The sequence below is a fragment of the Bacteriovorax sp. PP10 genome (genome assembly GCF_035013165.1).
GTDB classification, from domain to species: Bacteria; Bdellovibrionota; Bacteriovoracia; order Bacteriovoracales; family Bacteriovoracaceae; genus Bacteriovorax; species Bacteriovorax antarcticus.
The window spans coordinates 305,246-328,700 of the sequence record NZ_JAYGJQ010000003.1 but is presented as its reverse complement, the minus strand read 5'-3'; the positions used below and the strand labels follow the sequence as shown (position 1 = coordinate 328,700).

At 37.9% G+C, this 23,455-nt stretch carries 21 protein-coding genes; 15 read left to right on the top strand and 6 right to left on the bottom strand.

The window, feature by feature from the left end; translation table 11 throughout:
• Positions 1-212 precede the first annotated feature (212 nt).
• The gene (locus SHI21_RS19310) at positions 213-1,061 is read left to right on the top strand and encodes a substrate-binding periplasmic protein (RefSeq protein WP_323578773.1); all 849 of its coding nucleotides are present in this window, start codon (positions 213-215) and stop codon (positions 1,059-1,061) included.
• Here the strand turns inward: SHI21_RS19310 and SHI21_RS19305 are convergent.
• Positions 1,055-1,936: a hypothetical protein gene (locus tag SHI21_RS19305; protein WP_323578772.1), complete on the bottom strand. Its 882-nt coding sequence runs from the start codon at positions 1,934-1,936 to the stop codon at positions 1,055-1,057. The genes SHI21_RS19310 and SHI21_RS19305 overlap by 7 nt on opposite strands.
• Positions 1,937-2,179: 243 nt before the next feature.
• Between SHI21_RS19305 and SHI21_RS19300 the strand changes: the two genes are divergently transcribed.
• On the top strand, positions 2,180-2,473 hold the full coding sequence (locus tag SHI21_RS19300) for a DUF6172 family protein (protein WP_323578770.1): 294 nt from the start codon (positions 2,180-2,182) through the stop codon (positions 2,471-2,473).
• Between the two features lie 56 nt (positions 2,474-2,529).
• Here SHI21_RS19300 and SHI21_RS19295 read toward each other — a convergent pair whose 3' ends face one another.
• Together SHI21_RS19295 and SHI21_RS19290 are read right to left on the bottom strand one after the other, a co-directional pair.
• Positions 2,530-2,874: a hypothetical protein gene (locus SHI21_RS19295; RefSeq protein WP_323578768.1), complete on the bottom strand. Its 345-nt coding sequence runs from the start codon at positions 2,872-2,874 to the stop codon at positions 2,530-2,532.
• An 8-nt stretch (positions 2,875-2,882) separates the two neighbouring features.
• Positions 2,883-4,193 carry a hypothetical protein gene (locus SHI21_RS19290; protein ID WP_323578766.1) on the bottom strand — a complete coding sequence of 437 codons (1,311 nt, stop codon included), beginning with the start codon at positions 4,191-4,193 and terminating at the stop codon, positions 2,883-2,885.
• Between the two features lie 365 nt (positions 4,194-4,558).
• Here SHI21_RS19290 and SHI21_RS19285 point away from each other — a divergent pair, with 365 nt between their 5' ends.
• From SHI21_RS19285 to SHI21_RS19275, 3 genes are all read left to right on the top strand, one after another.
• Positions 4,559-5,854, top strand: coding sequence for a sensor histidine kinase (locus SHI21_RS19285; protein WP_323578764.1), 1,296 nt, complete (start codon positions 4,559-4,561; stop codon positions 5,852-5,854).
• Positions 5,855-6,056: 202 nt separating this feature from the next.
• Complete coding sequence (locus tag SHI21_RS19280; RefSeq protein WP_323578762.1) at positions 6,057-6,458, top strand: response regulator; 402 nt, start codon at positions 6,057-6,059, stop codon at positions 6,456-6,458.
• Between the two features lie 367 nt (positions 6,459-6,825).
• Positions 6,826-7,482 carry a hypothetical protein gene (locus tag SHI21_RS19275; protein WP_323578761.1) on the top strand — a complete coding sequence of 219 codons (657 nt, stop codon included), beginning with the start codon at positions 6,826-6,828 and terminating at the stop codon, positions 7,480-7,482.
• 67 nt (positions 7,483-7,549) lie between these two features.
• Here SHI21_RS19275 and SHI21_RS19270 read toward each other — a convergent pair whose 3' ends face one another.
• Positions 7,550-10,132 carry an ATP-binding protein gene (locus SHI21_RS19270; RefSeq protein ID WP_323578759.1) on the bottom strand — a complete coding sequence of 861 codons (2,583 nt, stop codon included), beginning with the start codon at positions 10,130-10,132 and terminating at the stop codon, positions 7,550-7,552.
• A 64-nt stretch (positions 10,133-10,196) separates the two neighbouring features.
• Here SHI21_RS19270 and SHI21_RS19265 point away from each other — a divergent pair, with 64 nt between their 5' ends.
• From SHI21_RS19265 to SHI21_RS19225, 9 genes are all read left to right on the top strand, one after another.
• Positions 10,197-12,230 (top strand): FecR family protein, encoded by a 2,034-nt coding sequence (locus tag SHI21_RS19265; RefSeq protein ID WP_323578757.1) that lies wholly within the window; start codon positions 10,197-10,199, stop codon positions 12,228-12,230.
• Positions 12,227-13,243 (top strand): hypothetical protein, encoded by a 1,017-nt coding sequence (locus tag SHI21_RS19260; RefSeq protein WP_323578756.1) that lies wholly within the window; start codon positions 12,227-12,229, stop codon positions 13,241-13,243. Before SHI21_RS19265 ends, SHI21_RS19260 begins: the two co-directional genes overlap by 4 nt.
• On the top strand, positions 13,224-13,697 hold the full coding sequence (locus SHI21_RS19255; RefSeq protein ID WP_323578755.1) for a hypothetical protein: 474 nt from the start codon (positions 13,224-13,226) through the stop codon (positions 13,695-13,697). Before SHI21_RS19260 ends, SHI21_RS19255 begins: the two co-directional genes overlap by 20 nt.
• 55 nt (positions 13,698-13,752) lie before the next feature.
• Positions 13,753-14,166 (top strand): response regulator, encoded by a 414-nt coding sequence (locus tag SHI21_RS19250; RefSeq protein ID WP_323578753.1) that lies wholly within the window; start codon positions 13,753-13,755, stop codon positions 14,164-14,166.
• 111 nt (positions 14,167-14,277) lie between these two features.
• Positions 14,278-14,634 (top strand): hypothetical protein, encoded by a 357-nt coding sequence (locus SHI21_RS19245; RefSeq protein WP_323578751.1) that lies wholly within the window; start codon positions 14,278-14,280, stop codon positions 14,632-14,634.
• A gap of 46 nt (positions 14,635-14,680) precedes the next feature.
• Positions 14,681-15,892 carry a hypothetical protein gene (locus SHI21_RS19240; RefSeq protein ID WP_323578749.1) on the top strand — a complete coding sequence of 404 codons (1,212 nt, stop codon included), beginning with the start codon at positions 14,681-14,683 and terminating at the stop codon, positions 15,890-15,892.
• Positions 15,870-16,385: a hypothetical protein gene (locus SHI21_RS19235; RefSeq protein ID WP_323578747.1), complete on the top strand. Its 516-nt coding sequence runs from the start codon at positions 15,870-15,872 to the stop codon at positions 16,383-16,385. The genes SHI21_RS19240 and SHI21_RS19235 overlap by 23 nt, the downstream gene beginning before the upstream one ends.
• A 12-nt stretch (positions 16,386-16,397) precedes the next feature.
• Entirely contained in the window at positions 16,398-19,532 is a 3,135-nt protein-coding gene (locus SHI21_RS19230) for an efflux RND transporter permease subunit (RefSeq protein ID WP_323578746.1), read from the top strand.
• 9 nt (positions 19,533-19,541) lie between these two features.
• A complete protein-coding gene (locus SHI21_RS19225; RefSeq protein WP_323578745.1) occupies positions 19,542-20,039 on the top strand; it encodes a hypothetical protein in 498 nt (165 codons plus the stop codon).
• Positions 20,040-20,095: 56 nt separating this feature from the next.
• Here the strand turns inward: SHI21_RS19225 and SHI21_RS19220 are convergent, their stop codons facing one another.
• A complete protein-coding gene (locus SHI21_RS19220) occupies positions 20,096-22,042 on the bottom strand; it encodes a methyl-accepting chemotaxis protein (RefSeq protein ID WP_323578744.1) in 1,947 nt (648 codons plus the stop codon).
• A gap of 190 nt (positions 22,043-22,232) precedes the next feature.
• On the opposite strand from SHI21_RS19220, the gene SHI21_RS19215 reads away from it, so the two are divergent.
• Positions 22,233-22,745, top strand: coding sequence for a tRNA (adenine(22)-N(1))-methyltransferase TrmK (locus SHI21_RS19215; RefSeq protein ID WP_323578743.1), 513 nt, complete (start codon positions 22,233-22,235; stop codon positions 22,743-22,745).
• A 46-nt stretch (positions 22,746-22,791) separates the two neighbouring features.
• Here SHI21_RS19215 and SHI21_RS19210 read toward each other — a convergent pair whose 3' ends face one another.
• The gene (locus SHI21_RS19210) at positions 22,792-23,238 is read right to left on the bottom strand and encodes a DUF4383 domain-containing protein (protein ID WP_323578742.1); all 447 of its coding nucleotides are present in this window, start codon (positions 23,236-23,238) and stop codon (positions 22,792-22,794) included.
• Between the last annotated feature and the right edge of the window lie 217 nt (positions 23,239-23,455).

Here is a 23,455-nt window from a genome sequence, read left to right as displayed (position 1 = left end):
ATAACAGATTAAAATGCTCAGAATGTAAGGCGATTGATATGTATGACTTCAAAAAAAGCGCATAGAAATGTGGCAATTTTTTAGCAATTTTCATTGGTAAACTTAAACATTTCGTTTTGCTTGTTTATATCCCCCAGAAATTCCTAAAATTGCAAAAGCTTGAGGTAAGCTTATGGTTCTTTTTTGTAAATAAAGATTGATCATTAAATAACATGAAACAGAAAATCCTAAAAATCGCAAAACCGATGAGGACTTTCAAATTAGCAATGCTTGCGGCGCTCATTTGTTTAACTCTAAGTTTTAACATTTCGGCCAAAGAAAAAATTCGTCTGACGACAGGTGAGTGGGTTCCTTATGTTTCAGAGAATCTGGATAACAAAGGTCTCTTTGCTCAAATTACGGTTGAAGCTTTTGCGACACAGGACATAGAGGTTGAGCTTGGATTTTTCCCATGGCAACGAGTATTCCAGTTGTCTCGAACTGGAGAATGGGATGGAACAATTGCTTATGCAAAAACCAGTGAGAGAGAGCAGTACTATATTTATAGCGAGCCGGTCTATACAGGACAGTATGCTTTATTTCATTTAAAGAATCATCCAATCAAATGGCAAAAATACACTGACCTCCACGACATCAGGATCGCGGCCACTCGTGGATTTGGCGGAATGGGACAAGAATTTCTTGAAGCTGAGGCCAATAAAGTTATTAACGTTGATCGTCTGGCATCAGACGATCAAAGTTTTAACATGCTTTTACTCAACCGTGTTCAGGCCGTAGCAAGTGACGTCGAAGTTGGTTATGTTCTACTTAATAAACTCTTTGGTTCAGAGAAAGCAAGCTTGTTCACTCACAGTACTAGACTTATTCAGCAAGCAAAATACCATTTGGTACTGGCGAAGAATTTAAAAAAGAGTGAAGAGCTGATGAAAAAATTTAATACTGGATTAAATATTCTCAAACAATCGGGAAGATATAATCAAATCATAAGTGAGTTTTATCAGCGAAAAGCTTATAGAGATTCAATTCCCGCCAAAGCGCTGGTGCGCCTTGTTCATCAGTAGCACATCGGACTTATTAGATATTCTTTTTCTGACTGATATTTTTTAACGATCGCTGCACATTTTTCTCTTTCGGCCGGACAAGCTAATTTTTGTCCTGATGATTTTTCAAGTTCAGCAATAACTTTCATGACTCTGTCTTCAACAGATTTGTTAGAGTACTTGCTACAGTTGATAGCTTCATCCCAACCATCATCAACATACTTGCTGAATTTGAATTGTTTTCTTAAATAAAATTTAGAATCTTCACAACCAATATAATTATCACCGTCTTTTTCATTTAATAAATTGTTCCAGAACTCATACCCATTACGGTTGGCCACTAAGTCGCCATATGAGAAGACAGCAGATCTCTCATACCCATAAATACCTTCTTCAAGGGAAATCCCTTTATTAAGCGCATCCTGCATTGGAAGACCTTGTCTGTTAACCATATCGTAATAAGTATGGCCTTCATCAAAGAAGTGACCAAATTTATCCGAGGCCACCAGTGTTCCATTAACATTAAAAAATGTCGCCATTCCAAATTTTCCAAGTTGGACCGGCCAGTTCTCAGAGATTTTTAAATCTTTATAAATTGAATTACTAATTTTTATATAATGGCCTTGAAGGACACTATTGTGTGATGACCAGAATTCGAAAACACCAACCACTGGACGGAGGAATTCGCCTTCCATTGCTTTGATGGCCACTTCAGGGGCACAAGCGTGTTTCTTTTTATTGGCCTTAACAAGGGCCTCGGACATTCGTCTGTTGACTTCATCATTAAGTAGCGGCTCCATGTCTTTATAGTCGGTAAAAAGACGGGCGCTAAAGGCATCTCCTTCTGAGGCATGTGCCAGTACGGGTAAAAGAAGAAGCATCATTAGGTATTTCATAAAGACTCACTCGTTTAAAGTATAATGAGCTATCTATCGCAAATAAGAGGCCAGATCTTATGAATGTGAATCTTATGGGTTAGTTATCCGCCCCTCCCTCTAAAACACTAGAAAAAAGACACCTGTCCAACATTTAGGCAGGGCCTTTAGAGGCCAAATCACTTCTATTTGAAAGCGAGTTCCTTGTGATGAGGTCTTTTTTATGCTAATCATCAAGAAAGCAATACCTAAGGATTATAGACAATGAAAAAAGAGTTCAAACTTACAGACACTAAATTAGCTCCAGCTCGTCAGGTAGACGCTGTAAAGCACGAGATCAATAAATACATCGCCAGAGAAAGAAGAAAGACAGTAGCAGAAGGTTCAGACTTCTGGGACTTCGATTGTAAATTCGGAAAAGATAAAGAAAGCGCTGCCACTATTCACGTTTCTGAGATCAATAAATTGATTGATAAAGAAGTAAGCGAAGAAGCTGCGAGTTTTTATATCGAGATTTTAGCGAAATCAGCTAAGAGAATGCAGAAAGCAAAAGCGTAGTATTCATTTCGAAGTGCCAGACTTGCGTCTGGCATATCTAAATTTTCTTTGAATAATTACTCATTACCTCTAATACAAACAACACCAGAATAATCCTGTACACCAGCTGCTGATGAGACCTGAAGACCAGCATTGAATCTGTCGCCAGGGTTTCCAAAGCTTGCGTCTTTGATTGTTAATTTAACAGTTGCAGCAGGTGCCGCAATATTTCCAGTAACAACTGTATCAAACGTTTGAGAAACGCGAACGTTTTGTGCCATAGAATTGAAGCCGTTACCAGCAACTTTCATTTCAACTGGAGCTCCAGTTAATTCAATAGAAAACCCAGCACCAGAGCAGCTGTAGATGCTTGCAAAAGAAAGTGTAGGGACAAGAGACAGAGCAATTAATAAACTTTTCATAAATACCTCTATAGGGAAATAATAATATTGTTATTTTGGTAAGTCACATCTTTAGAAATTAAATTCTTTTTAAGGAAGTACATTAGTAATTTCACTGATGTAAATCCCAGTGGGAGTTTAGTGTCAGTTACTGTAAGAGTTAACTTCCCCGTCGTATCGTTAAAAGCACCCATAGCGTAGATTGAAACTCTAGAAGTAAATCCGATAATTTTAACGTCGGCCTGGATAAGCATCTTCCCGCCGTCTGAGTTCACAGCGATCTTTTTTATCGAGCTTCCTTTATTGTCATCTGGCTTAGTACTTTTCACTTCACCGATATTGATACGAGTGTAAGTGATACAGTCTTTAATAACCTGGTTTAACTCCAGAAGGTCTGTATCTGTTTCTTTTCTGCAGTTAAGTAACATGTCGCTGATAAAAGTTGTTGAGACAGCATCAGAAAGAGTTCCGCTGTTTAAAGCAAGGTAGACAATTTTCTTTTCTACCGCGATATCTTTTACATCCAGATTGAAGGTCGATTTGGCCACGTTATCAACCAAGCTCGCTTTTAGTGGGGCAATTTTTAAATTGTTTAAACAGTCTTTTGTTAATTTATCAGTATCAAAAGTTGTAAGACTCGGGTCTTTGGCACATTTTAAATTAACTGTATCAGCGCTGATGATGTAAGAGTCATTGCTTACTGATTTTAGATTGGCCATGGTCATTGAAAGATTCGTTTTTCTGATGTCGACAGTTTTAACTTTCGCCAGAAGTGCGGTCTTGTCACCGGTTTTAAGGTTTACACCTTTGTAGTCTAGTGTCGCATAAACGTTTTCAGCAGTGTTGGTACCATTCAACGTTAGATAGTTCAGGCAGCTTGTAACCAGATCTGCATTGACTGAACTTTGACAATAAAGTCTGAACTTTTTCAGCATTACATCTGTATCAGCATTAACGAATTTTAAGTGTTCGCCAGAAAGGTTTAACTGGTTGTCGTCAAGGATGAAGTTTGAGTTTTGAAGTTGCATTGTCTGGATAGACGTCAGCATATTATTTTCTTCAAGTGTAAAACCGTAATTTCCAAACTGAGTTGTAAATCCAAGGAAAGTTGGACGTAAGAAAATTTGTGAATCAAAGAATTTATTAACGTTTGTTAAATTAAGAATAATTCCATTGTTGTTAACATTGGCGCTTTTAAAAATTAGAGTTCCGGCACGTCCCACACCTTTAACTGGTCTTTGGAATTGCAAGTCATCAATCACCATTTCGGCAGAAAGTTTTGTTTCGGCCTTCAACTGAGTTGATAGAATTAAAGTGAGGAATAAAAACAAGTTTTTCATAAGTGATCCATGTGATTTTTGGGGAGAGTAGCAAAAGTTCTATAGAGTGAATTCTGGTGTGTAAAAAATTCACTATCTTTAGCGGGTTTTAAGTGAAAAGTTTGACCAGGTGGGGGGGATAACAACCTTAATCAGTCGGTAAATCTATCATTACCCACTGAGTTTACTTTGTTAATGTTCAAGAGACTTGTGCAGAAATCTTCATAAATAAATTATACGCCGAGCGCAGTGATCTTCATTATCAAGAGGCCTATTCTTAGTAAATAAAATGTCAGGGATTATGCAGAATGGATGGATTCTACCGCAAATTATATATCAACATATTTCTTACGCTTTTCTTTCTGTTAGGATTTATTGTTTTTGCAATGATCTCCTTAAATAAAATTGTAGAAGAACAAAATCAACTCGTTTCCGGACATGCAGAAGAATTGATTCTTGCTCAAAAACTTCACTATGAAATTTCTATGCAATTTGCGGCGATGCCTATTTATGTTTTATCTGGTGATGATGAAATTCTTAATTCATTTGAAAACAATCGCAAAGACTTCACAGCTATTCTGGCAAAATTAAAAAGCATGCTCAATGATCCGCAGGAAGTTAAATTGCTGGATGATATTTTTCTTGCTGAGAAAAATATGCATGAAGAAGGATTAAAAGGAATTGCTATGAGTCGATCTGGCGTCTCTCCTCAGAAAGTTAATCAATACTTTAAAAATCTTAAAACTCTTCATACGGATGTAAGCTTACCTGAGCTCCTGCAAACTCTTGTCAGTACAAAAATGCGTGATTTTGAAGATGCCAAGAAGGAAGATGCTGTACTTTCTCGAAAAATTATCTTCTTTCTCGCCATCGCTTCAATCATCTGTATTGCTTTTGCCGGCATGATCACTGCTCTTTTTGTTAAAGTTGTGAGAGAAAAAAAGAAAGCAGAAGAAAAAGACGCCTTTATTTCAAATGCGAGGAAAGAGATAGTCGATACCGTTTCTCACGACTTAAAAAATCCTCTTTCTTCTATCCGTCTGGGGCTGCAGTATGTAGAAAAAAAGATTGCTAAAAGTCCTTGCCCGGAAGACTATGAAGTTTCTAAAGGGCTGACGATTATTTTTAGGTCAGTCGATAAAATGGAAAAGCTTATCTCTGATTTACTTGATCATACAAAATTAGAGGCCGGAAAATTAGTGCTTGAACCTGTTGAATGTGACCTGGCGAAATTTACGAAAGAAGTTATCGAACAATTCCGACCTATTGCTCAATCAAAAGATATTCAAATTACATCCGATCTTGATGACTGTGGTAAGACAATTGTTTGTGATCAGGGACGAGTCGAGCAGGTGATCTCGAATATTGTAGGGAATGCATTGAAATTCACGCCAAATGGTGGGCAAATTCATATTATGATGAAGTATGAAAGTGAGAACGCCGTTATCTCCATTCATGACACTGGATATGGAATGAGCCATGATCAGCTTGAGCATGTATTTGATCGTTACTGGCAGGTCAAGGATACTGCTAGTCAGGGCACCGGGCTTGGGCTCGCTATCGCGAAAATTGTAGTGGAGACTCATCATGGAAAAATATGGGCAGAAAGTGAACCGGGGAAGGGCTCAACATTTCATTTTTCATTGCCGGCCGAAACGAATAAAACGTCCTATCTGCACTAGTGCCAACTTATAAAGTAACTACTGGGATGCCTGATTTGTTGATGTTTAGTTTGCCTTAATAATCGCCTCTTTTTCTCCTTCTTAAGATGATGAAATCAATATGCTTATCAACGATAAAGTTTTTTCCTTTATAATTTTTAAAACTCCGCTTAGAATGATTTTATAATATAGAACCTTATCAAATTTCTCAGAGGCAACTTATATGGCACTTGGACTCGATAGCAAAATTCTTATTGTTGATGATTTACCTTCAATGCGCTCTGATCTGGTTCGTATTTTGACTGAGCTGGGTTTTCAAAATATGAAACAGTGTGAAGATGGTAAGCAGGCCTGGGATCATCTAAGGGCCGAAGCATTGAACGGCAATTATTATGAAATTATTTTTTCAGATATTAATATGCCAGAAATGGATGGGCTGACTTTGCTTAAACACCTAAGAGGTGTTGAAGGTTATAAAAAAATTCCGATTTTTATTGTGAGCACTGAAAACGAAAAATCGACAATTATTAAAGCGATTATGGGAGGGGCCACTGATTATATTATTAAACCGTATGACCCCTTTATCGTGAAAGAAAAAGTAATGGGAAAACTTAAAAAAGGTTAAAAACTGCCCCACTAGAGTGGGGCTTTGCACATCTATTATTTTCATTAATAATCTTCATTTCTTGAATTTGTTCTTTAATTTTTCCAATTATTTTAGGCATCTGTAATTTTAGAACTTCATTCTTTCTTGCATCCTCATTGGCATGACTAGCGGCTGCCCTAATTTAGAATGCTCATACTATCAAACCATGACCTTTTGTAAAAAGGATGGGCACTATTTTCGAAAAGATGACTCTCGAAGAATTCAAAGATTTAAATGTCAGTGTTGCCAAAGAAAATTCTCGGCATCAACTCACACGCTTGAGTGGAAACAAAAGAAAAGAAGAGTAAATATTGAACTGTTTAATATCCTTGCTTCAGGAGTCTCGATGCGAAGGTCAGCGCTAATTTTGCGCGTCCATCGAACGACGGTCGATAGAAAATTGCGCTATCTTGCTCAAAAATCCAGAGTTATGCATGAAGATCTCTTAAGAAAGATTGGTACAGATAAAACTGTCCACCTCCAGTTTGACGATCTTATAACGACCGAGCATACGAAACTAAAGCCACTATCAATCACAATCGCAGTAGATGCAAAAAGAAGATTCATTCTGGGAACTGCCGTCTCTCAAATTCCAGCATTCGGACATCTTGCGACTCTTTCCAGACGTAAATATGGAAAGAGAAAAAGCACTCATAAAGAACATTTATATAACTTGCTGAATAAAGTTTCACCATTTGTAGATCAAGCTGCAAAGATTGAAAGTGATGAACACAATTTGTATGCTCCAGCTGTTGAGAGATTTTTTCCACACGCAACTTATTTTCAGTACAAAGGTGGTCGAGGTTCAGTCGTCGGACAAGGGGAGCTAAAAAAACTTCGGCGTGATCCTCTTTTTATACTCAATCACACTTGTGCGATGCTTCGAGCAAACATCAATCGACTTATCAGGAAAACGTGGTGCACGACTAAAGACCCAAGACGCCTTGAGGATCATCTCGCAATTTACATTGCTTTTCACAATCATGTTCTATTGAATAAATAATTTTTTTATGAATTGAATACAAGAATGGAAAGAAAAAGCCCCACGGTAGTAGGGCAGTTTAAAAAGGTTAAGCGTCTTGTAAGGGGATAAAAAATAGGAAGCTTGATCCACGCCCTACAGCAGTTTCAATTTCAATTCTTCCACCTAATTTTTCTACAACTTCTTTAATTGCTGACATACCTACACCACGTCCTGAGAGGGCGCTGACTTCATCCCTTGTCGAGAAGAACGGGTCAAAGATGATGTTGATAATTTCATCTTCCGTGTAGTTTGAAATATCGATGTCCGGGTTTTTTTCGCTGTATTTTCTTTTAATGATGTCGCTGTTGATACCCGATCCGTCATCCTGAATATTTAAGCAGAATAAGTTTTCTTTTTCATTTTTTAACATATCAAAGGCCACAATAATTTTTCCGGCAGCGCTTTTGCCAAGCTCTCTTCTGACTGCAGGAGTTTCGATCCCGTGGTCAATACAGTTTCTGAAAAGGTGAATAAGAACGTTGAAGAATTCAAGCAGATGAGTCGGCTCGATTTTTAACTCTGCATTGTGAAATTCAATTCCAGTAAATTCCTTACCTGTTTTTTCTGCAGCTTTAAAGCATACATCTTCATAGGCCTTAAAGTAGTCGATGACCGGCTCTTTTACGACAACTTCATAGAACATATCGCGAAGCTCTTTCGATGAATTTTGATTGATAAGATCTTTTAGACTGTTGATAGCTGAAAGTGGAATTTCTTTGAAGTTCTCTCCACCGTAAAAAGATGTTCCAAGTAATGAATCCAGCTCTTTTTTTACAGTATTAAAGTTTGTTCTGATGGACTCAACTTGTGTCATTAATGATTCATTGTATTCATCAGGGTCCATGCCTGCTTCCTTCGAAGCTGTTACAAGACTTTCGTAACCGCGGGCCTCGACTTGAAGTTTTGAAAGCGAGTACATACCAAAACCACCGTTTAACGTGTGGAAGAGCATCATCGCGAGGTCGAAGTGGATAACGTTTAGATTTCTGTCGTAAACAGTAGAGAACTGATTCAGGATGCTGTCAGCTTCATCGCAGAACGACTTAAAGTGAGTCTTGTTATTTAAAATCTTAATAATCATGGCAACGTATAAGTCGTTTTCTTTCTTCTTTTCTACGGCCTGTATTTCAAGAGTTTTATCAGTACCAACCGTTACGATACTTTTGATTTTTTCTTCTTCATCTTTCATCGGGTAATAGTCGATCTGAACGTATTTAAAATCCGGGTCAGTGTGATCAGTTCCAGAGATTTTTGTTCTTGGCCCTAGGTTAACGGCACTATCGAAAGGGATCATTTCGCTGAAGAGAATTTTTGACCACTGATTGATGTTACTTATTTCATGTTCATCGTGGATGCCCAGGACCTCAGTCAATTGTTTTCTCGGAGGGGCCATACCGAAAATACCCTCACAAGCATTTGTGTAAATGTCATGGCATTCAAGCTCTTCATCAAAGACAAAAAGACCCTGATCTAAGCTGTTGATCATGGCACCAACGAAGTCGTTGGCCGTCTTTAATTCGATGGTCCTTTCTTCTACCTTCACTTCGAGGTTCTTACTGTAATCTTCTAACTGGAAGATCATATCCTGCTTTTGATTCAGGAGGCTTTTGATTTCTTTGTTCATCCAGTTAAAACTGGTTGCTAGTACACTTAGTTCGTCTGACGTCTTAACGATAACTTCCTGATCGAAATCTCCTTCGGCCATTTGTTGAGATTTCGCAGTCAGGACTTCGATCGGGTGGGTGATACTTGATGAAAAGTAAATCCCGCAGGCAATCGCAATACCTAAAAGAACGCAGGCGAATAATACCGTTTTGATAATAAGAAATTTTGTAATCCCGAAGGCCCTATCGCGGTCAATGAAAGAGGCGACAATAAAGCGCGAGTTCCCAGAGACAGCATATGAAAGAAGTTTCGTTTTACCTTCGAAGTTAACTTCTTTTGTCCCTTTAAAAATATTTTTATAATCAATCAGCTTTAGCCATTCAAAAGATTGTTTGGCGTCACTTGAATCAAGAAAAGCAATTTGATTGGAGAAAATATTATCGCTGTCTGCTAGGCGGTTCAGCCCGCGCATGTCTATCAGGGAGAAAAAAACCTTTGGTGAGCTGGCCGTTTTATGTAGGGCCACGATAAGGTCGGTCCCTTTAAAATCGTGAACAAATTTTACTTCGTTGAAGCTTTCACTTTTTATCGATTGCAGACTTTTTGAAAGCAAGATTCTGATTGAATCCAGGTTGGAGCTATCTTTGGTCCATGTTTGCCCACGATAAGCTTCATTTTCAGTGTAATTGTTGATAGGCAATTCAGTAGTGTTTTCGTTGGGTACCTCTGTTGATCCAACTGCGATATAGTCTTTTTCTTCGTTGAGAAAATTTTTGAAGTCAAAGTTTTCAAGGGTTGAGAGGAATGCATACGTTTGAGATTTACTTTTTATCGAATCAATATGCGTTTGTATTTGCTCTACGATATTCTCCGACTTTTTTAGTCCTGATTCGTAGATATAGCTGGTTTTGTCCTCAATGAAGAGATTGTAAGAGTAAAGAAGGTTGAAGGCGGTACACAGGATAAGCAGAATGCTAATCCCCCCTAAAATTTTAAAATTTAGCCCAAACATAATTTTTTTCATTTTTTGATCACAGGTAAAATAGTTTTGTTTGTAAATTGTATAATATTATTTACAATAACTATAGATGCAATTTTTAGAATCATTATTACCTCCTCACTTTACGAGTCGTAACAGAATTATCTTTTTTCTGGCGATTCTCTTTTCTTTTATTTCTTTAATCGCTTTACTAAAAGTCGCGCCCAAAGATGAAACCCAGTCACGAAAAATGCTGGCCACGCTGGTAGAGCAGAATCAGTACGTAACCCGTAAGTTTAGTAATTCTCTGTCATTTATTGAAGTTGATAAAGGTGACAAACTCTTCAATGGAGACCAGATTTTCACTGGAGAAAACTCGACTGCAAAAGTTGTTTTTACTAAGTCGGGTAACATTTTAAATATTCCTCCAAGAGGTCTGGTTAAAATCGAAGAAGGGCAAAGTGGAGAGAATGTAGATATCCAAAAAGGTCTTGCAGAATTCGTTATTCAAAAAGGTCAGTCAATTAATATTGTTCAAGGGACTGAGACCATCACTTTAAAGGCCAACGATTCAGAGCAGGGAACTGGTAAGATCTTTTTTAACGATAAGAAGATTGTTTTACAGGTTGATTCCGGCCAAATCAGTATGAACGATGCGAAAGGAAAGGTTCAAGAGGTGAACAAGAATGAATCGTTCACGCTTGATGGAAATGATATTACAAAAGTTGCGGGTGTTGGTTTAACTTCTCCGGTTTGGGGACAGAAAATTGATATCTGGCAAGGTCTCTCTCTAGAGTGGACAAATAAAGGTGCCGTTGAAGCGGTTCTTGCCCGCGATAGTGGCTTTAAAGATGTTGTCGGAAGAGTGACAGCTCCCAGATCACCTCATAGCTGGACTCTTCCGTTGGAAGAAGGCCGTTATTATTTAATGGTTAAGCCGGCCAATAATAAAGTTAAAGAAGGGACTTCTTTTCCGCTGGAAATGTATTCAGCTCATTCAATCAAAACTTTTTCACCGGCCGATCACTCACAGATCAGTTTAAAGCGTGGCGAAGGAATCAAGCTTTCATGGAATGAAGTACCAGCTCAAAAATATAAAGTGACTATTTACGATCAGGACGGAAAAAGCAAAGTCTTAATGACTGAGACTCCGGAATTAGTGATTGGTGATGTGAAAGGCTCAACAATTGAATGGAGTGTGGCCCCTCAATTGCGTTCAGGTGCTTTTCTGGCAGATTCGGTAACTAATCATATTGGTTTAACTTACGATGGTGAAAATAAGATTATTTCTCCAAAAGCTCAGCAGGGATTTATTTATGGTAAAGAAAAAATAAATCTGGCATGGACTGCTGCTAAAAATGAGCGCATTCACATTAAATTAACGAATACGAATCAAAATCAGATTGTACTTGATAAAGATACACTGGAAAATAAAATCGAATTCAATCCTGAAGCTCCAGGGCTCTACTCTTTTGAAGTTTTATCCAAAGACTATCCGAACGCAGTTCCTGCGAAAATTGATTTTTCGGTAGCAGCGAGAATTGCAGATTGGGAATTGAAAGCACCAGTTGAGCTAGGTTCAATTGATGCTGAAGAAAAAAAGGTTGAATTAAAATTTTCACCAATGACTAAAGACCTTAGTGAAATTGAATTGAGTATCTATAGCGATGAGGCCCTAAAAAACAAGATTACATCGAGTAAGGTTTTATCGGGAACGATCATCTATACTGTCAAAAAATTTGGAACTTTCTGCTTTATCCTAAGGCCGATTAATAAATCATCAGTCTGGCTGCCAAGTGGAACACAATGTATTAACTATAAAGAGATGGCACCTTTTGATGTGATCGCTAATACAAAAAATATCATTTTAAAATATACAAAAGTTAATGGAGTTGGGAGTTATTTAATCAATCTTCCGGTCGTAGAGAGAGCGGCTTCTTATGAAGTCCAGGTTTTTGATGATGCTCAAAAAGTAGTATTTGCAGATAAATCTAAAAGTAATGTCATTACATGGCCATCGAGCAAGACTGGCATTTATTATTACAAATATAGGGTCATAGACAGTAAAGGCCGCATAAGCGATTACTCTGGAGTGAGTAAGCTTATTTTCCCTATATCTCCTCTTACGGAGTGGCGAGAATGAAAAAAATATTTTTTTTAACATTGCTGATGCTCTATTCAGTAATTGGATCTGCTCAAGATGTTAAGCCGACTTATTACAACTTTCTTTATAAAGTAGATGAAGATGATACCTTTGCTTCAATTTTAAGATTGTATGTAAAAGATGATGCCGTTATTAATAAAAAGACACCTCTTGTTCTAAAAAATATTAAGAACAATCCTCAAGTTAAGGACTGGACTAATCTGGTTCCAGGAACGCTGATCTCTGTTTATATTCCTGAAGACATGATGGATATGAGTAAATATCAGAGTAAGCAGGCCATTGTTTACACAAAAAATGAAGAGACAAAAAAAGTCATTATGGCGAAGATCAGTCCACCCAATGGATTTAAAGGTTCTATTTTTTACATGGCCTCTTGGGGCGATTTTTCACAAAGCTCTGAAGGGACGACTGTTAATTACAAGCAAAACTCACTTATCACTTTAGGTCTTCAGGGAAATTACTTTCCAAAAGATAGTCTTTATTCGTTTTCTTCGAGTGTTTATTTTTCAAGCTTTACTGCTGCAGAAACAACACTACCACCAAAGTCAGTAAAACTCCCTGCTGAAATCGGATTTAATTTCTATGGTGACTACCTTTGGAAGAAGCCCCGTATCAGTTGGCAGGCCGGTCTTGACTATGAAAAATTCAGTGCTTTTAACATTGAAGGGATTTATAACGATCAACAAATTTATCTTGATCGAGTTTCTGTTATTTATGCGACTGTAGGTGTTTCTCACGTTTTTTATATTTTAGAAAAGCCATTTTTCATTAAAGCGTCGCTATCAAAAAGCGTAAGCTCGACAACGACCACAGAGTATACAGCATCTACTAAGAAAGAATCCCTGACAGGGACGAAAGCGCTTTTTTACTTAAACTATAAATTCACTGATAAGTTCTTTTTGCATACGATGCTAAAAGTTCACACGATGTCGGGACCTAGTGATTTGAGTTCAACAAGGTTAGGAGTTGGCGTTGGCTACATTTTATTTTAAGAATTCAGCTTTTTTAATATTGTTTGGTTTTTTAACTCTTCAGGTAGGAAGTGCCCAGGAAACTGCTGCTAAGAAGCCTGTAGCGCTTAAAATGGATGCTCAAAAGCGAGCTTACTATATTGATCAGGATGGCGATAAAGTTATCGTACTCGACTATAAAACACGCAGAAGTCTTCAGGCCGTATCCAGCTACAAAAAAGAAGACTTGTCTAAAACTAAAATGTACCCAAAAACATTTTATAAAGAAACAGTACCTGATAAATTTGATGAGCCCAAACCTGAATTCAAGAAGTATACAATTGAAGAGGGAGACACTTGGGAAAGTGTTTCAACTAAAATCTACGACAGGGAAGATCAATGGGCCCAGTTAAAGCTTTGGAATGAAGAGTTGCAAAGAGATCCGAAGTTACCTGCAGGTGCAGAAATAAAATATTTGGATTTGCCTAAAAAATAATTTTTTCTTACATAGAAACAGGGTAGAATTAAGAAAACACGCAAAAAAAGAGCTAATGATGTCAGTAAAGATACCAGCTAAATTTCCGTCGACAATAACATTTCTTCTTATAGAAGATATGGAAAATCTGCGTGTGCAGATGAAGAGTGATTTAAAGCAACTTGGACACACGGGGATTATCTTAGAGGCCGAATGTATTGCTGATGCTATTCAAACAATCCAACATGAAGAAATCGATTTCATTATCTGTGACTGGAACCTTCCAGATGGAACAGGTTTTGATTTACTTAAAAAGTTTCGCAAAATTCCGGCCTATGCACACATCCCATATGTAATGTGTACAACAATGGATGAGATCTCTAATATTCTTAATGCCATTCAAGAAGGGGCCAACGACTATATCGTGAAGCCATGGAAGATTGATGAACTAAATAAAAAAATCATCTCAGTCTGGTCTAATAAGAAATAAGTCATTGTCACATTTCGAACGATACTAACGTATACCCGGTGAAGTCTTAAAAAACAGGTTTGACTCGTCATTTTTATGCCTTTATAGTTATGGCATTGATTTGATAAAATTATGATAAAAATAAAATTTGCGAAATTTATTTTAGTATTTACGCTTGCCCTGGTGAGCATGAGCGCTTGTTATCCAAGTGACTTTGAATGTATGGATAATGGCGAAATCATCGTTAAAGTAAAAAAGGAAGTCAGCACTTCACACCAAGAATCTAGAAGCGAAAGCTCACAGTCTAATTCATCAGATCAAGAGACCCATTACTGTCTTTGTAGCCTTACTTGTCATTCAATGTTTATCAATTTCTCTACATTAAATCCCTTCACGGCCTTTGATTTAAATTTTCCTAAAGAATTCCAATATAAAGCTCAAAATTATCCTGAAATCTCTTATTCGTTAGAAAAACCGCCTACGGTTTAATCCCTCCTTACATTTATTCCCCTCATTTTTAATAAAGGATCCTATTATGTGGAAAACTGCGTTCTGTTTAGGAATGCTGCTTTCTCTTGAGGCCCGTGCCATGTCATGCAATGTGAAAAGCATTGATGATGTGACGGCGATGTTTAAAAACTCACCTCAAGAAAAGCAGTATCAAGAAGTTAATTTATTGCTCATTGAAAGAGCAAAACTCAAAAATGTATTGAGAGCAAGGCCTGAGCTTTCGGCCAGCTTTGATGCTGATAAATCGAAATTTAAGAATAATGAACTCACTGTTGAGTTACTGTTTAATATCGATGAATACCGCAAATACGGCCTTCAGAAAGAGGCCGCTGCTGTTGAAGCGGAACTCAAAATTATTGAGAATAGAAATAGTTCAATTGAAAGGCTGATTGATTCATCTTTAGCGTATTTTAAAGTGGCCCAGAACTCACATTTTAATAAGAAAATTGAAACTCTGTTATCGACGGTCAGGTCTTCTGAAGAGGCCTATAGTAAGCGCTCAATCAGAAGTCGTGATGATGAAATTGTTTTAAATTCGCTGAGACTTCTAAAAGATAACTTAATTTTAAAGAAAACCATGCTTGAAGATCAGATTGCTTCTGATCAGGCGATTCTTGCCAATTTTGAACTGCCAACATGTGATCTTGATTATGGAAACCTAAGTAAAACTCTTAGCGATATTTCGGTTGAAGGTTTTACCAGTATAAATGATTCAAATTCGCTGAAGTTACAAGAGTTGAAATTCAAAGAGCAGTTTGTTTTTAAGAGTGCCGACTTCGAAGCAAAAAACAGACTCTCAAATTTTAAAATCGGCCCAGTTTTCTCCAGAGAAGTTTCTCAAGGTGAAACAGAACATCGCTTTGGTGTAGGTCTTTCAATGGACCTTCCCACATTTGATAATTCAGCAAATGGCCAGTTTAATGAAGCCGTGAAGCTTGCAGGAGTTGGGGAGAGTGTCAGATCAAAAAACGTGGCGATCAATCAGCATAAGTATCTGGTAGAGCGTTTAAAAAAATACGCAGGAATTTTAAAGCAAATCAATTCTACTCAAAAAGTGGAAGGACATATCATGAAGATGAAAAAGTCTTTTGATATGGGAGTCATTTCACCTCTGGTTTATCTCGATTCATATAGAAGTTATGTGGATTATCTTGAGACTTCACAAGAAGCACAGTTAAGAGTTTTTGAAACCTATTTAAAATTAAGAGGGGCCTATGTTGAAAATACTATTTTTTAGTTTGTGCTTATTGAGCTTGGGAGTATTGGCCGAAGGTGATCATGGACATGGTCATGAGAAAGAGAACAAGGGCGAGCATAAAGAAGATCATAAAGAAGAGCATAAAGAAGAACACAAAGAAGAGCATAAAGAAGAGAAGAAAGAGGCCCATGCCGACCACGATGATGAGGAGGAACATGGAAGCGACGGTTTTAAGTTAAGCGAAGTTGCCATTAAAAATTTTGAACTCACTTATGTGGATTATAAAGCACCAGGAGCAAGCATATCTTCAAAGGCCATCTTTAGAAGTTTAAGTGAAGTCAACATCTACCGCTTTCGATCTGGACTTTATAAAAGTATTGATTTCAAAACACTTGAGAAAACTAAAGACACATGGAAGGTGAGTTCTCCTGATCTAGTGAGTGGAGATAAAATCGTCGTCAGTGGTATTGGTTTTTTAAGAATAGCTGAAATCGCGGCCTCAGGTGGTTTAAGTGATTCTCACTCTCATTAATCAGGAATAATTATGTTAAACAAGATAATACATTTTTCAGTTTATAATCGATACACCGTGCTTTTGCTGACACTATTAGTGGCATTAGCAGGATTCTATGCTTTTCAAAAACTGCCTATCGATGCAGTTCCCGACATTACCAATAATCAGGTCCAGGTAAATACCGCAGTTGAAGGACTGGCACCTGAAGAAATTGAGCGAACGATTACTCAGCCGGTTGAAATTTCTCTAAGAGGAATCGCTGATGTTGAGCAAGTAAGATCAATCACTCGGTTTGGTCTTTCTCAAGTGACGATTGTTTTTAAAGACAGTGTTGATATTTATCGCGCCAGACAAGTCGTCTCTGAAAGACTTCAAAGTGTGCAAGGGAATTTACCTAAGGGAATTATTCCTGAAATTGGACCGATCTCATCAGGGCTTGGTGAGATTTTTCAATACGTCATTGATTTTGAAAAACCAGCAACAAATAAAGACGAAAGACTTAGTCAGTTGATGGAACTTAAATCAATCCAGGAATGGATTATTAAACCACGTCTGTTAACGGTTCCTGGAGTGGCAGAAATTAACACCAGTGGTGGATTTGAAAAACAATTTCATATCATGCCAGATATTGCTAAAATGACGTCGTATAATATTCATTTTGACGACATCACAGCAGCGCTGGAAAAAGTAAACCGCAACGTTGGAGGAGGAAGTGTTCAGCAGACAGCAGAACAATTCCTGATTCAGGGGATTGGTTTATTAAAAGATGAAAAGGCGATTTTAAATGTTCCGGTAAAAAAGCTGGAGTCGTTTAAAGTTATCAGGATTAAGGATTTTGCTAAAGTTGCTTTAGGAAGAGAAATCAGAACGGGGAGTGCAACTCTCAATGGAAAAGAAGCAGTTCTTGGAACTGTTATGATGCTCATTGGAGAAAATAGCCGAACTGTCTCTTTAAGAGTTTCAGATAAAATTGCTGAGATTAAAGGTAATCTTCCTCCAGGAGTTAAACTCACAACTGTCTACGACCGTTCAGTTCTGGTTAACGCCACTCTTGGAACAGTTGAGCACAACCTGATGTTTGGTGCTTTTTTAGTTATCATTATTCTTTTTATTTTATTAGGAAATGTGCGAGCTGCAATCATTACGGCCTTCACTATTCCCCTAACATTATTGGCGACTTTTCTCATCATGAAGCCTTTAGGTCTTTCCGGAAATTTAATGAGTTTAGGAGCGCTGGACTTCGGGATCATCGTCGATGGGACGGTTATTGTTCTCGATAACTGTGTCCGCTACATTCACGATCTGAAAAAGAAATATGGAAGGCCATTGACCAGAATGGAAGTGATGAAGGCCGTCTATGAGGCCACGGTCGAAATTCGCCTGGCCGCAGGTTTTGGTGAATTGATTGTCGTTGCTGTTTTTATTCCAGTGTTTGGATTAACAGGCATTGAAGGGAAGATGTTCCTTCCAATGGCGATGACTTTTGCGATTGCTGTGTTCTGTGCACTGGTTTTTTCATTCACCATGGCCCCTGCCCTGGCCTCTTTGATTTTATCGGGAGATGCTGAGGAAAAAGAACCAAAGTTTATGGAGTTTTTAAAAAAGATTTACACTCCAGTGCTTAATTTCTCAATCTACAACCCTAAGAAAATTATTGTTGTCGCTCTTATAAGTATTTCGGTGGGAATTGGATTATTTCTTACGCGTGGATCAGAGTTCTTACCTCAGTTGAGTGAAGGATCTTTTGCATTTCACATGATCAGGCCGGTTAACATCAGTCTTGATCAATCCATCGCTTTTCAGGAAAAGGCCGAAGTTATTATCAAAAAATTTCCTGAAGTCGAAAATGTTTTCTCACGCATTGGAACCAGTGAAGTGGCGACCGATCCTATGGGAGTGAATGTGTCGGATACCTATATCATGCTTCATGATATAAAGACCTGGCCTCTCCACGAAAATAAAAAGCAAACTTACGAAACGTTAGTTCAGCGCTTGATCGTCAAACTTCAAACAGAACTTCCCGGTCAAAATTATCTGGCCTCACAACCTATTCAAATGCGTTTTAACGAACTTTTGGAAGGAACAAGGGCCGATGTGGCCGTGAAGATCTTTGGGCCTGATTTAAAGCTTCTCATGAATTACGCCAAAGAAACGAAAGAGTTGATTGAAGGTGTCCGAGGTGCCGGAGATGTTGAAGAAGATTTGGCCGGAACTTCACCAGTTTTAAAAATCATTCCTAAGGATGAAGTCTTAACCGCACTTGGTGCTTCTTCAGGAGATGTTTTAGATTCTGTCGAGATTGCTTTAGGTGGTCGTGAAGTCGGGATCATCCACGATGGTGCAAAAAAATACCCTATCATCGTAAGACTTAGTGAAAACGAAAGAAGTGACCTGGATATTATCCAAATGCTTCCGGTAGGTATTTCTGAATCTCTAACAGTTCCTATGAATAAAGTGGCAACCAGTGAGTTTGCAGAAACTTATGGAAGTATCACGAGAGAAGAGTCCAATCGTCGCTCTGCTGTTTTAGTTAACCTTAGAGGAAGAGACACGGAGAGTTTTGTTAAAGAAGCGAAGGCCTTAGTCGATGAAAAAATCAAATTACCTCAAGGATACTTTTTTAAATGGGGTGGAAACTTTGAAAACCTAAAAGTTGCAAAGTCTCGTTTATTACTTCTGACTCCGCTGGCCTTACTGCTAGTGCTGATGATGATCTATGCGGCCTTCAAGAATGTTAAAGAAACTCTGCTGGTCTTTTCTTGTGCTCCATTGGCACTGGTTGGTGGTGTCATCGGGTTAATTGCTAACGGTCTTCCGTTCAGTATTTCTGCAGGTGTGGGGTTTATCGCTTTATCAGGGATTGCTGTTTTAAATGGTGTCGTTCTAGTGAATTTTTTTAATCAGCTTCGCTCGGAAGGAGTAACTGGTGTTGAGGTTCTTATTCAAGGAGCGATGGTTAGACTTCGCCCGGTTTTAATGACTGCAATGGTGGCCGTCTTTGGATTTTTACCAATGATGCTCTCAAGTAGTATCGGGGCAGAAGTTCAAAGACCACTGGCAAGTGTTGTTATCGGTGGGATTTTATCTTCAACGCTACTGACTCTGGTTGTTGTTCCTTCGCTGTATGGTGCTTTTATTATGAAATTAAATTTAAAAAATAAATAAGGAGTTTTTATGAAAATGTTATTATTAAGTTTTGTGTTCTTATCTTTTAATGCCAACGCATTTCATGCCGTTACAGAAATTCTTCCCGATGGACAGCTCCTAATCTGCAAAGATTATGGACAAGTTAAAAAAGGAAATATTGTTGAAAATCACGTAAGAGTAGAACCTGGAAGTGAGAGAAATACAGCGACGGTTAAAAAAGATGAATTTACTCTTCCGCCAATTGGAAGCCAGATTGGTTTATACCATAGAGATTTTCACTTTAAACTGAAGTCATCTAATACTTACCATGAGAAAAAATTAGGAAGTGCTGTGATTGTCGATGCACAGACATTAGTCGGAGCAGAAAGAATTACAAGAAATAGCCCGAATACAAAAATTGCAAAGATGATTGAGAAAAAATCAATTATTTCAAAAGAGGATGCTGCAGAAATTGATAGCAACTGTGTTGTAGCGGTTACTGAGCATAATTTAGTTGTAGATGAAAAGGCCGCTGTTGTCTGGTAACTGAATAAAACTCCAAAGTCGTGATAATGATCGCGACTTTGGAGTTTCTTATATAACTATCTTTTTCCGTAAACTTCTTCTTCCAGTTGAAAAATAATCTCAGAAAGGTTGTCGGCCTCTCTAAAAAGCTTTTCTGACTGCTCGGCCGTCTGGTGAACAGTTTTTGTATTGTCTTGAGTGGTTTTATCCAGCATGTTCATGGCATCTGAAATATTTGAAACACCTTTTGACTGCTCTTCAGCTGCCGTTGAAACATCAGACATTGCATGTTTTACGCTCGAAACGTTTTTTACAATCTGGTTTAAAATCTGCTCGCATTTTGCAGCTACACTCACACCATTATCTACTTTATGCTGGCCTTCAGAAATCATGACTTCAACTTTTTCTTTAGTCAGCCTGATCGTATTTTCTACACTCTGAATTGACTGTTGAAGTAGATCATTGATCTCTCTGGAAGAATTTCCACTCATCGCGGCCAGATTACCAATTTCTTCAGCAACAACGGCAAACCCTTTTCCATTTTCACCAGCGCGCGCTGCCTCTACTGAAGCGTTGAACGACAAGAGTTTCGTTTGAAAAACAATATCATTAATGACTTTTGTTTTTTCAGAAATATTATGGATGACATTGATGATGCCTTCAATTTCTTTGTTACTATTTTCAATTTGTGAAACAACATTTTCATTATTCGTACGGATGTCTTCCATTGAGTTTCTCATCTGAAGAACACTATTTTTTCCTTCTTCGGCGATAATGTAACTATCGTTGGCCAGCTCACTTGATGTTCGGGCATTGTCGACACTTTTTGCGACCATGGCACTGATCTCGTCAAGAGTGGTTGCCGTTTCCTGAATGGCCGCGGCCTGTTCTTGAGTGGCACTGGAAACCTGAAAAGAGGCATCTTTAACAGTATTACTTCCATCGCGAGTGACTTCAGCTGATTGCTTTAAGCGGTCTGCCAGAGAAATAATTCGCCCTGTGATTTTGTTAATTAAAATGTAACCAATAACCAGTGCAAAAAGGGCAATCACCAGACCAATAATGGCCTGAAGTACGATTTGTTTGTAAATGGGCCCGGTAATAGCAGCTTTGGGAATATTGATTTCAACGAACCATTCTTCATCAAGCATTTTAATTTTTGAAAGCACACTTAGATTATTGTCTTTTAAAAGAACATCTTCATCTGCTTTTTGTAATCGCTCAATCGTAAATGCATCGTAAGCAGGAATTGTTTCCTGAAAAATATTTTTTAAGAGCCTTGCTTTATCATCTGAGAAAGCAACTATGGTCCCGCGTTTATCAAAGATAAGAATACGAGATCCAGCTGGAAGATTTTTTGTATCTGCGAGTTCCTGAAAAAATGATAAATCGATATCTGATCCGGCCACACCATAAAAAATACCATCAACAATAATAGGTGAGGTTAACGACATCATCAGAATAGTCTGACCATTAACTGGATAAGCGTAAGGAGGGATGACGGTATCTTTAAGCAACTTTTTAGGTTGAAGATAATAATCTCCTGCACCTTCTTTATCATAATCAAGAAGTGGTTCAAGGTTAAATGTTCCGTCAGACTTTCTTGTAATGTAAGGAACAAAGCGCCCTGATTTATCAGACGGGATCTTATCTTTTTCTAAATCATCTCTTCCATCAAAAGCATTGGGTTCCCATCCTGTCCATAGACCAAACATCATGGGAGTAACTTTAAATCTCTCTCTCATGAGTTCAATGACTTCTTCGCGGGTCATATGCATTGGGTTTGATTTTGCTTTAGTCTGGGCCATGAATTTTCCCAGTGAATTAGTGACTTCAAAAGTCTGGGAAATTTTATTGTTGATACTTGCAGAAATATTTTCAGCGTACCTTTTTGATTCAAGTGTCGCTTTTTTAAATAGCTCATCTTTTAAAACATAAGCACTGTAGCCAGTGATAAAAATGGCAACGACAAAGATACTTGTAGCGGCCCATGCCAATAGACGAAAATTGAGAGATTTTTTCATGCACTTTCCTAGTAATTATATTTGTAAATATTATCGAGTGATTGGCGTCTTTCCTTAGGTTTAAAAGAGGTTTACGATCATTTTTGTACATATACTTGGCGATCTCTGACTGTGAACGTCGGGCAATTTGATGACAACTGGACTTAAAATTGATAAACATGAAGTCCAATAACTAAAAAACAGCAAAAGTATGAGACTTCCTAATCCTAAATTAACAGCACGTATGAAGCATTTTATTGATAATGCTCTCAAGGGCCAACCATTATGGGATATCTGCTGTGATCATGGTTACGTAGGAATTAAAGCACTCGAGACTTCACAGTTTTCAGAAGTCCACTTCGTTGATCAAGTCCCGCATATTATGGAGCGACTTGAAACTCTAATAAAACAATACTGGCGGATTAAACCTGAACATAAATACTCACTTCACCTGCTATCAGGCGAAGAGTTAGAGATGGATGTACATGGAACAATGCTGGTTGCTGGTGTTGGAGGCCTGACGATTAAAACCATTGTAAGTGCACTTATTGAAAATAAGAAACTGCATGCCAAACGATTGCTTCTTTCTCCTCACACGGATGAAAAAGTTTTGATTCAATATTTAGATGATGCTGATTTTCAGAAAATTTATGGCGTCACTGAAAAAATTCTTATGCCGGAAGGGAAACGTTTTAGACCACTTTATATTCTTGATTTAAAATAAAGCGAAGACAAAAGTTTTGAAGTTTTGTCTTCGCTGTAAAAAAACATTAAATTTTATGCATTCTGTGAGGTAGATGAAATGTGTCTTCCTTATTGGCAATGTATCCATAGTAACCACCAATCACGGCAAAAATTCCATGAGCGATAATTTCAAATCCAAATAATGGCCAGTAACCAAAAAGCGTATTCGTTTGTGGGAACAATCCTAAGATGGCCAGAGCACCCATCACCCAAAAGACGAGTTTTGAAAACATGATTGAATAGTGCAGAGTATCCTTAGTGGTAAAGTAGGCCATTAGACCACCAATACCAAAAACCACCAATGCCACCTTATTAAAAACGTTCATCGGGAATAAATCGAGAAACATTCCGTAGCTGGCGTTAATGTACAAGGGGGGTAACCCTTCAGTCACATTCATCGCCGGGACAAAGGAAATTAGCCCCATCATCAGCATTATTAAACCACCTATGAGAGCAAAATTTTTAGTTTGCATATATATCTCCTTGTTAATTAGAAAGCGTTCAAACTCTCATTGGTAAATTGCAATCATGGAGCCACTAAAGTTGATAATTCAGGCCAAACAAAAAGCAATTAGCTAGGTGTTTCTAAACGTATTGATTTTATTGAGAAAAAATGAGTTAAGCTATGGAATATATTCTTTTTACGCTTCTCGCCTAAATACTTTAATTTATGCATTTAATGGGGTATGA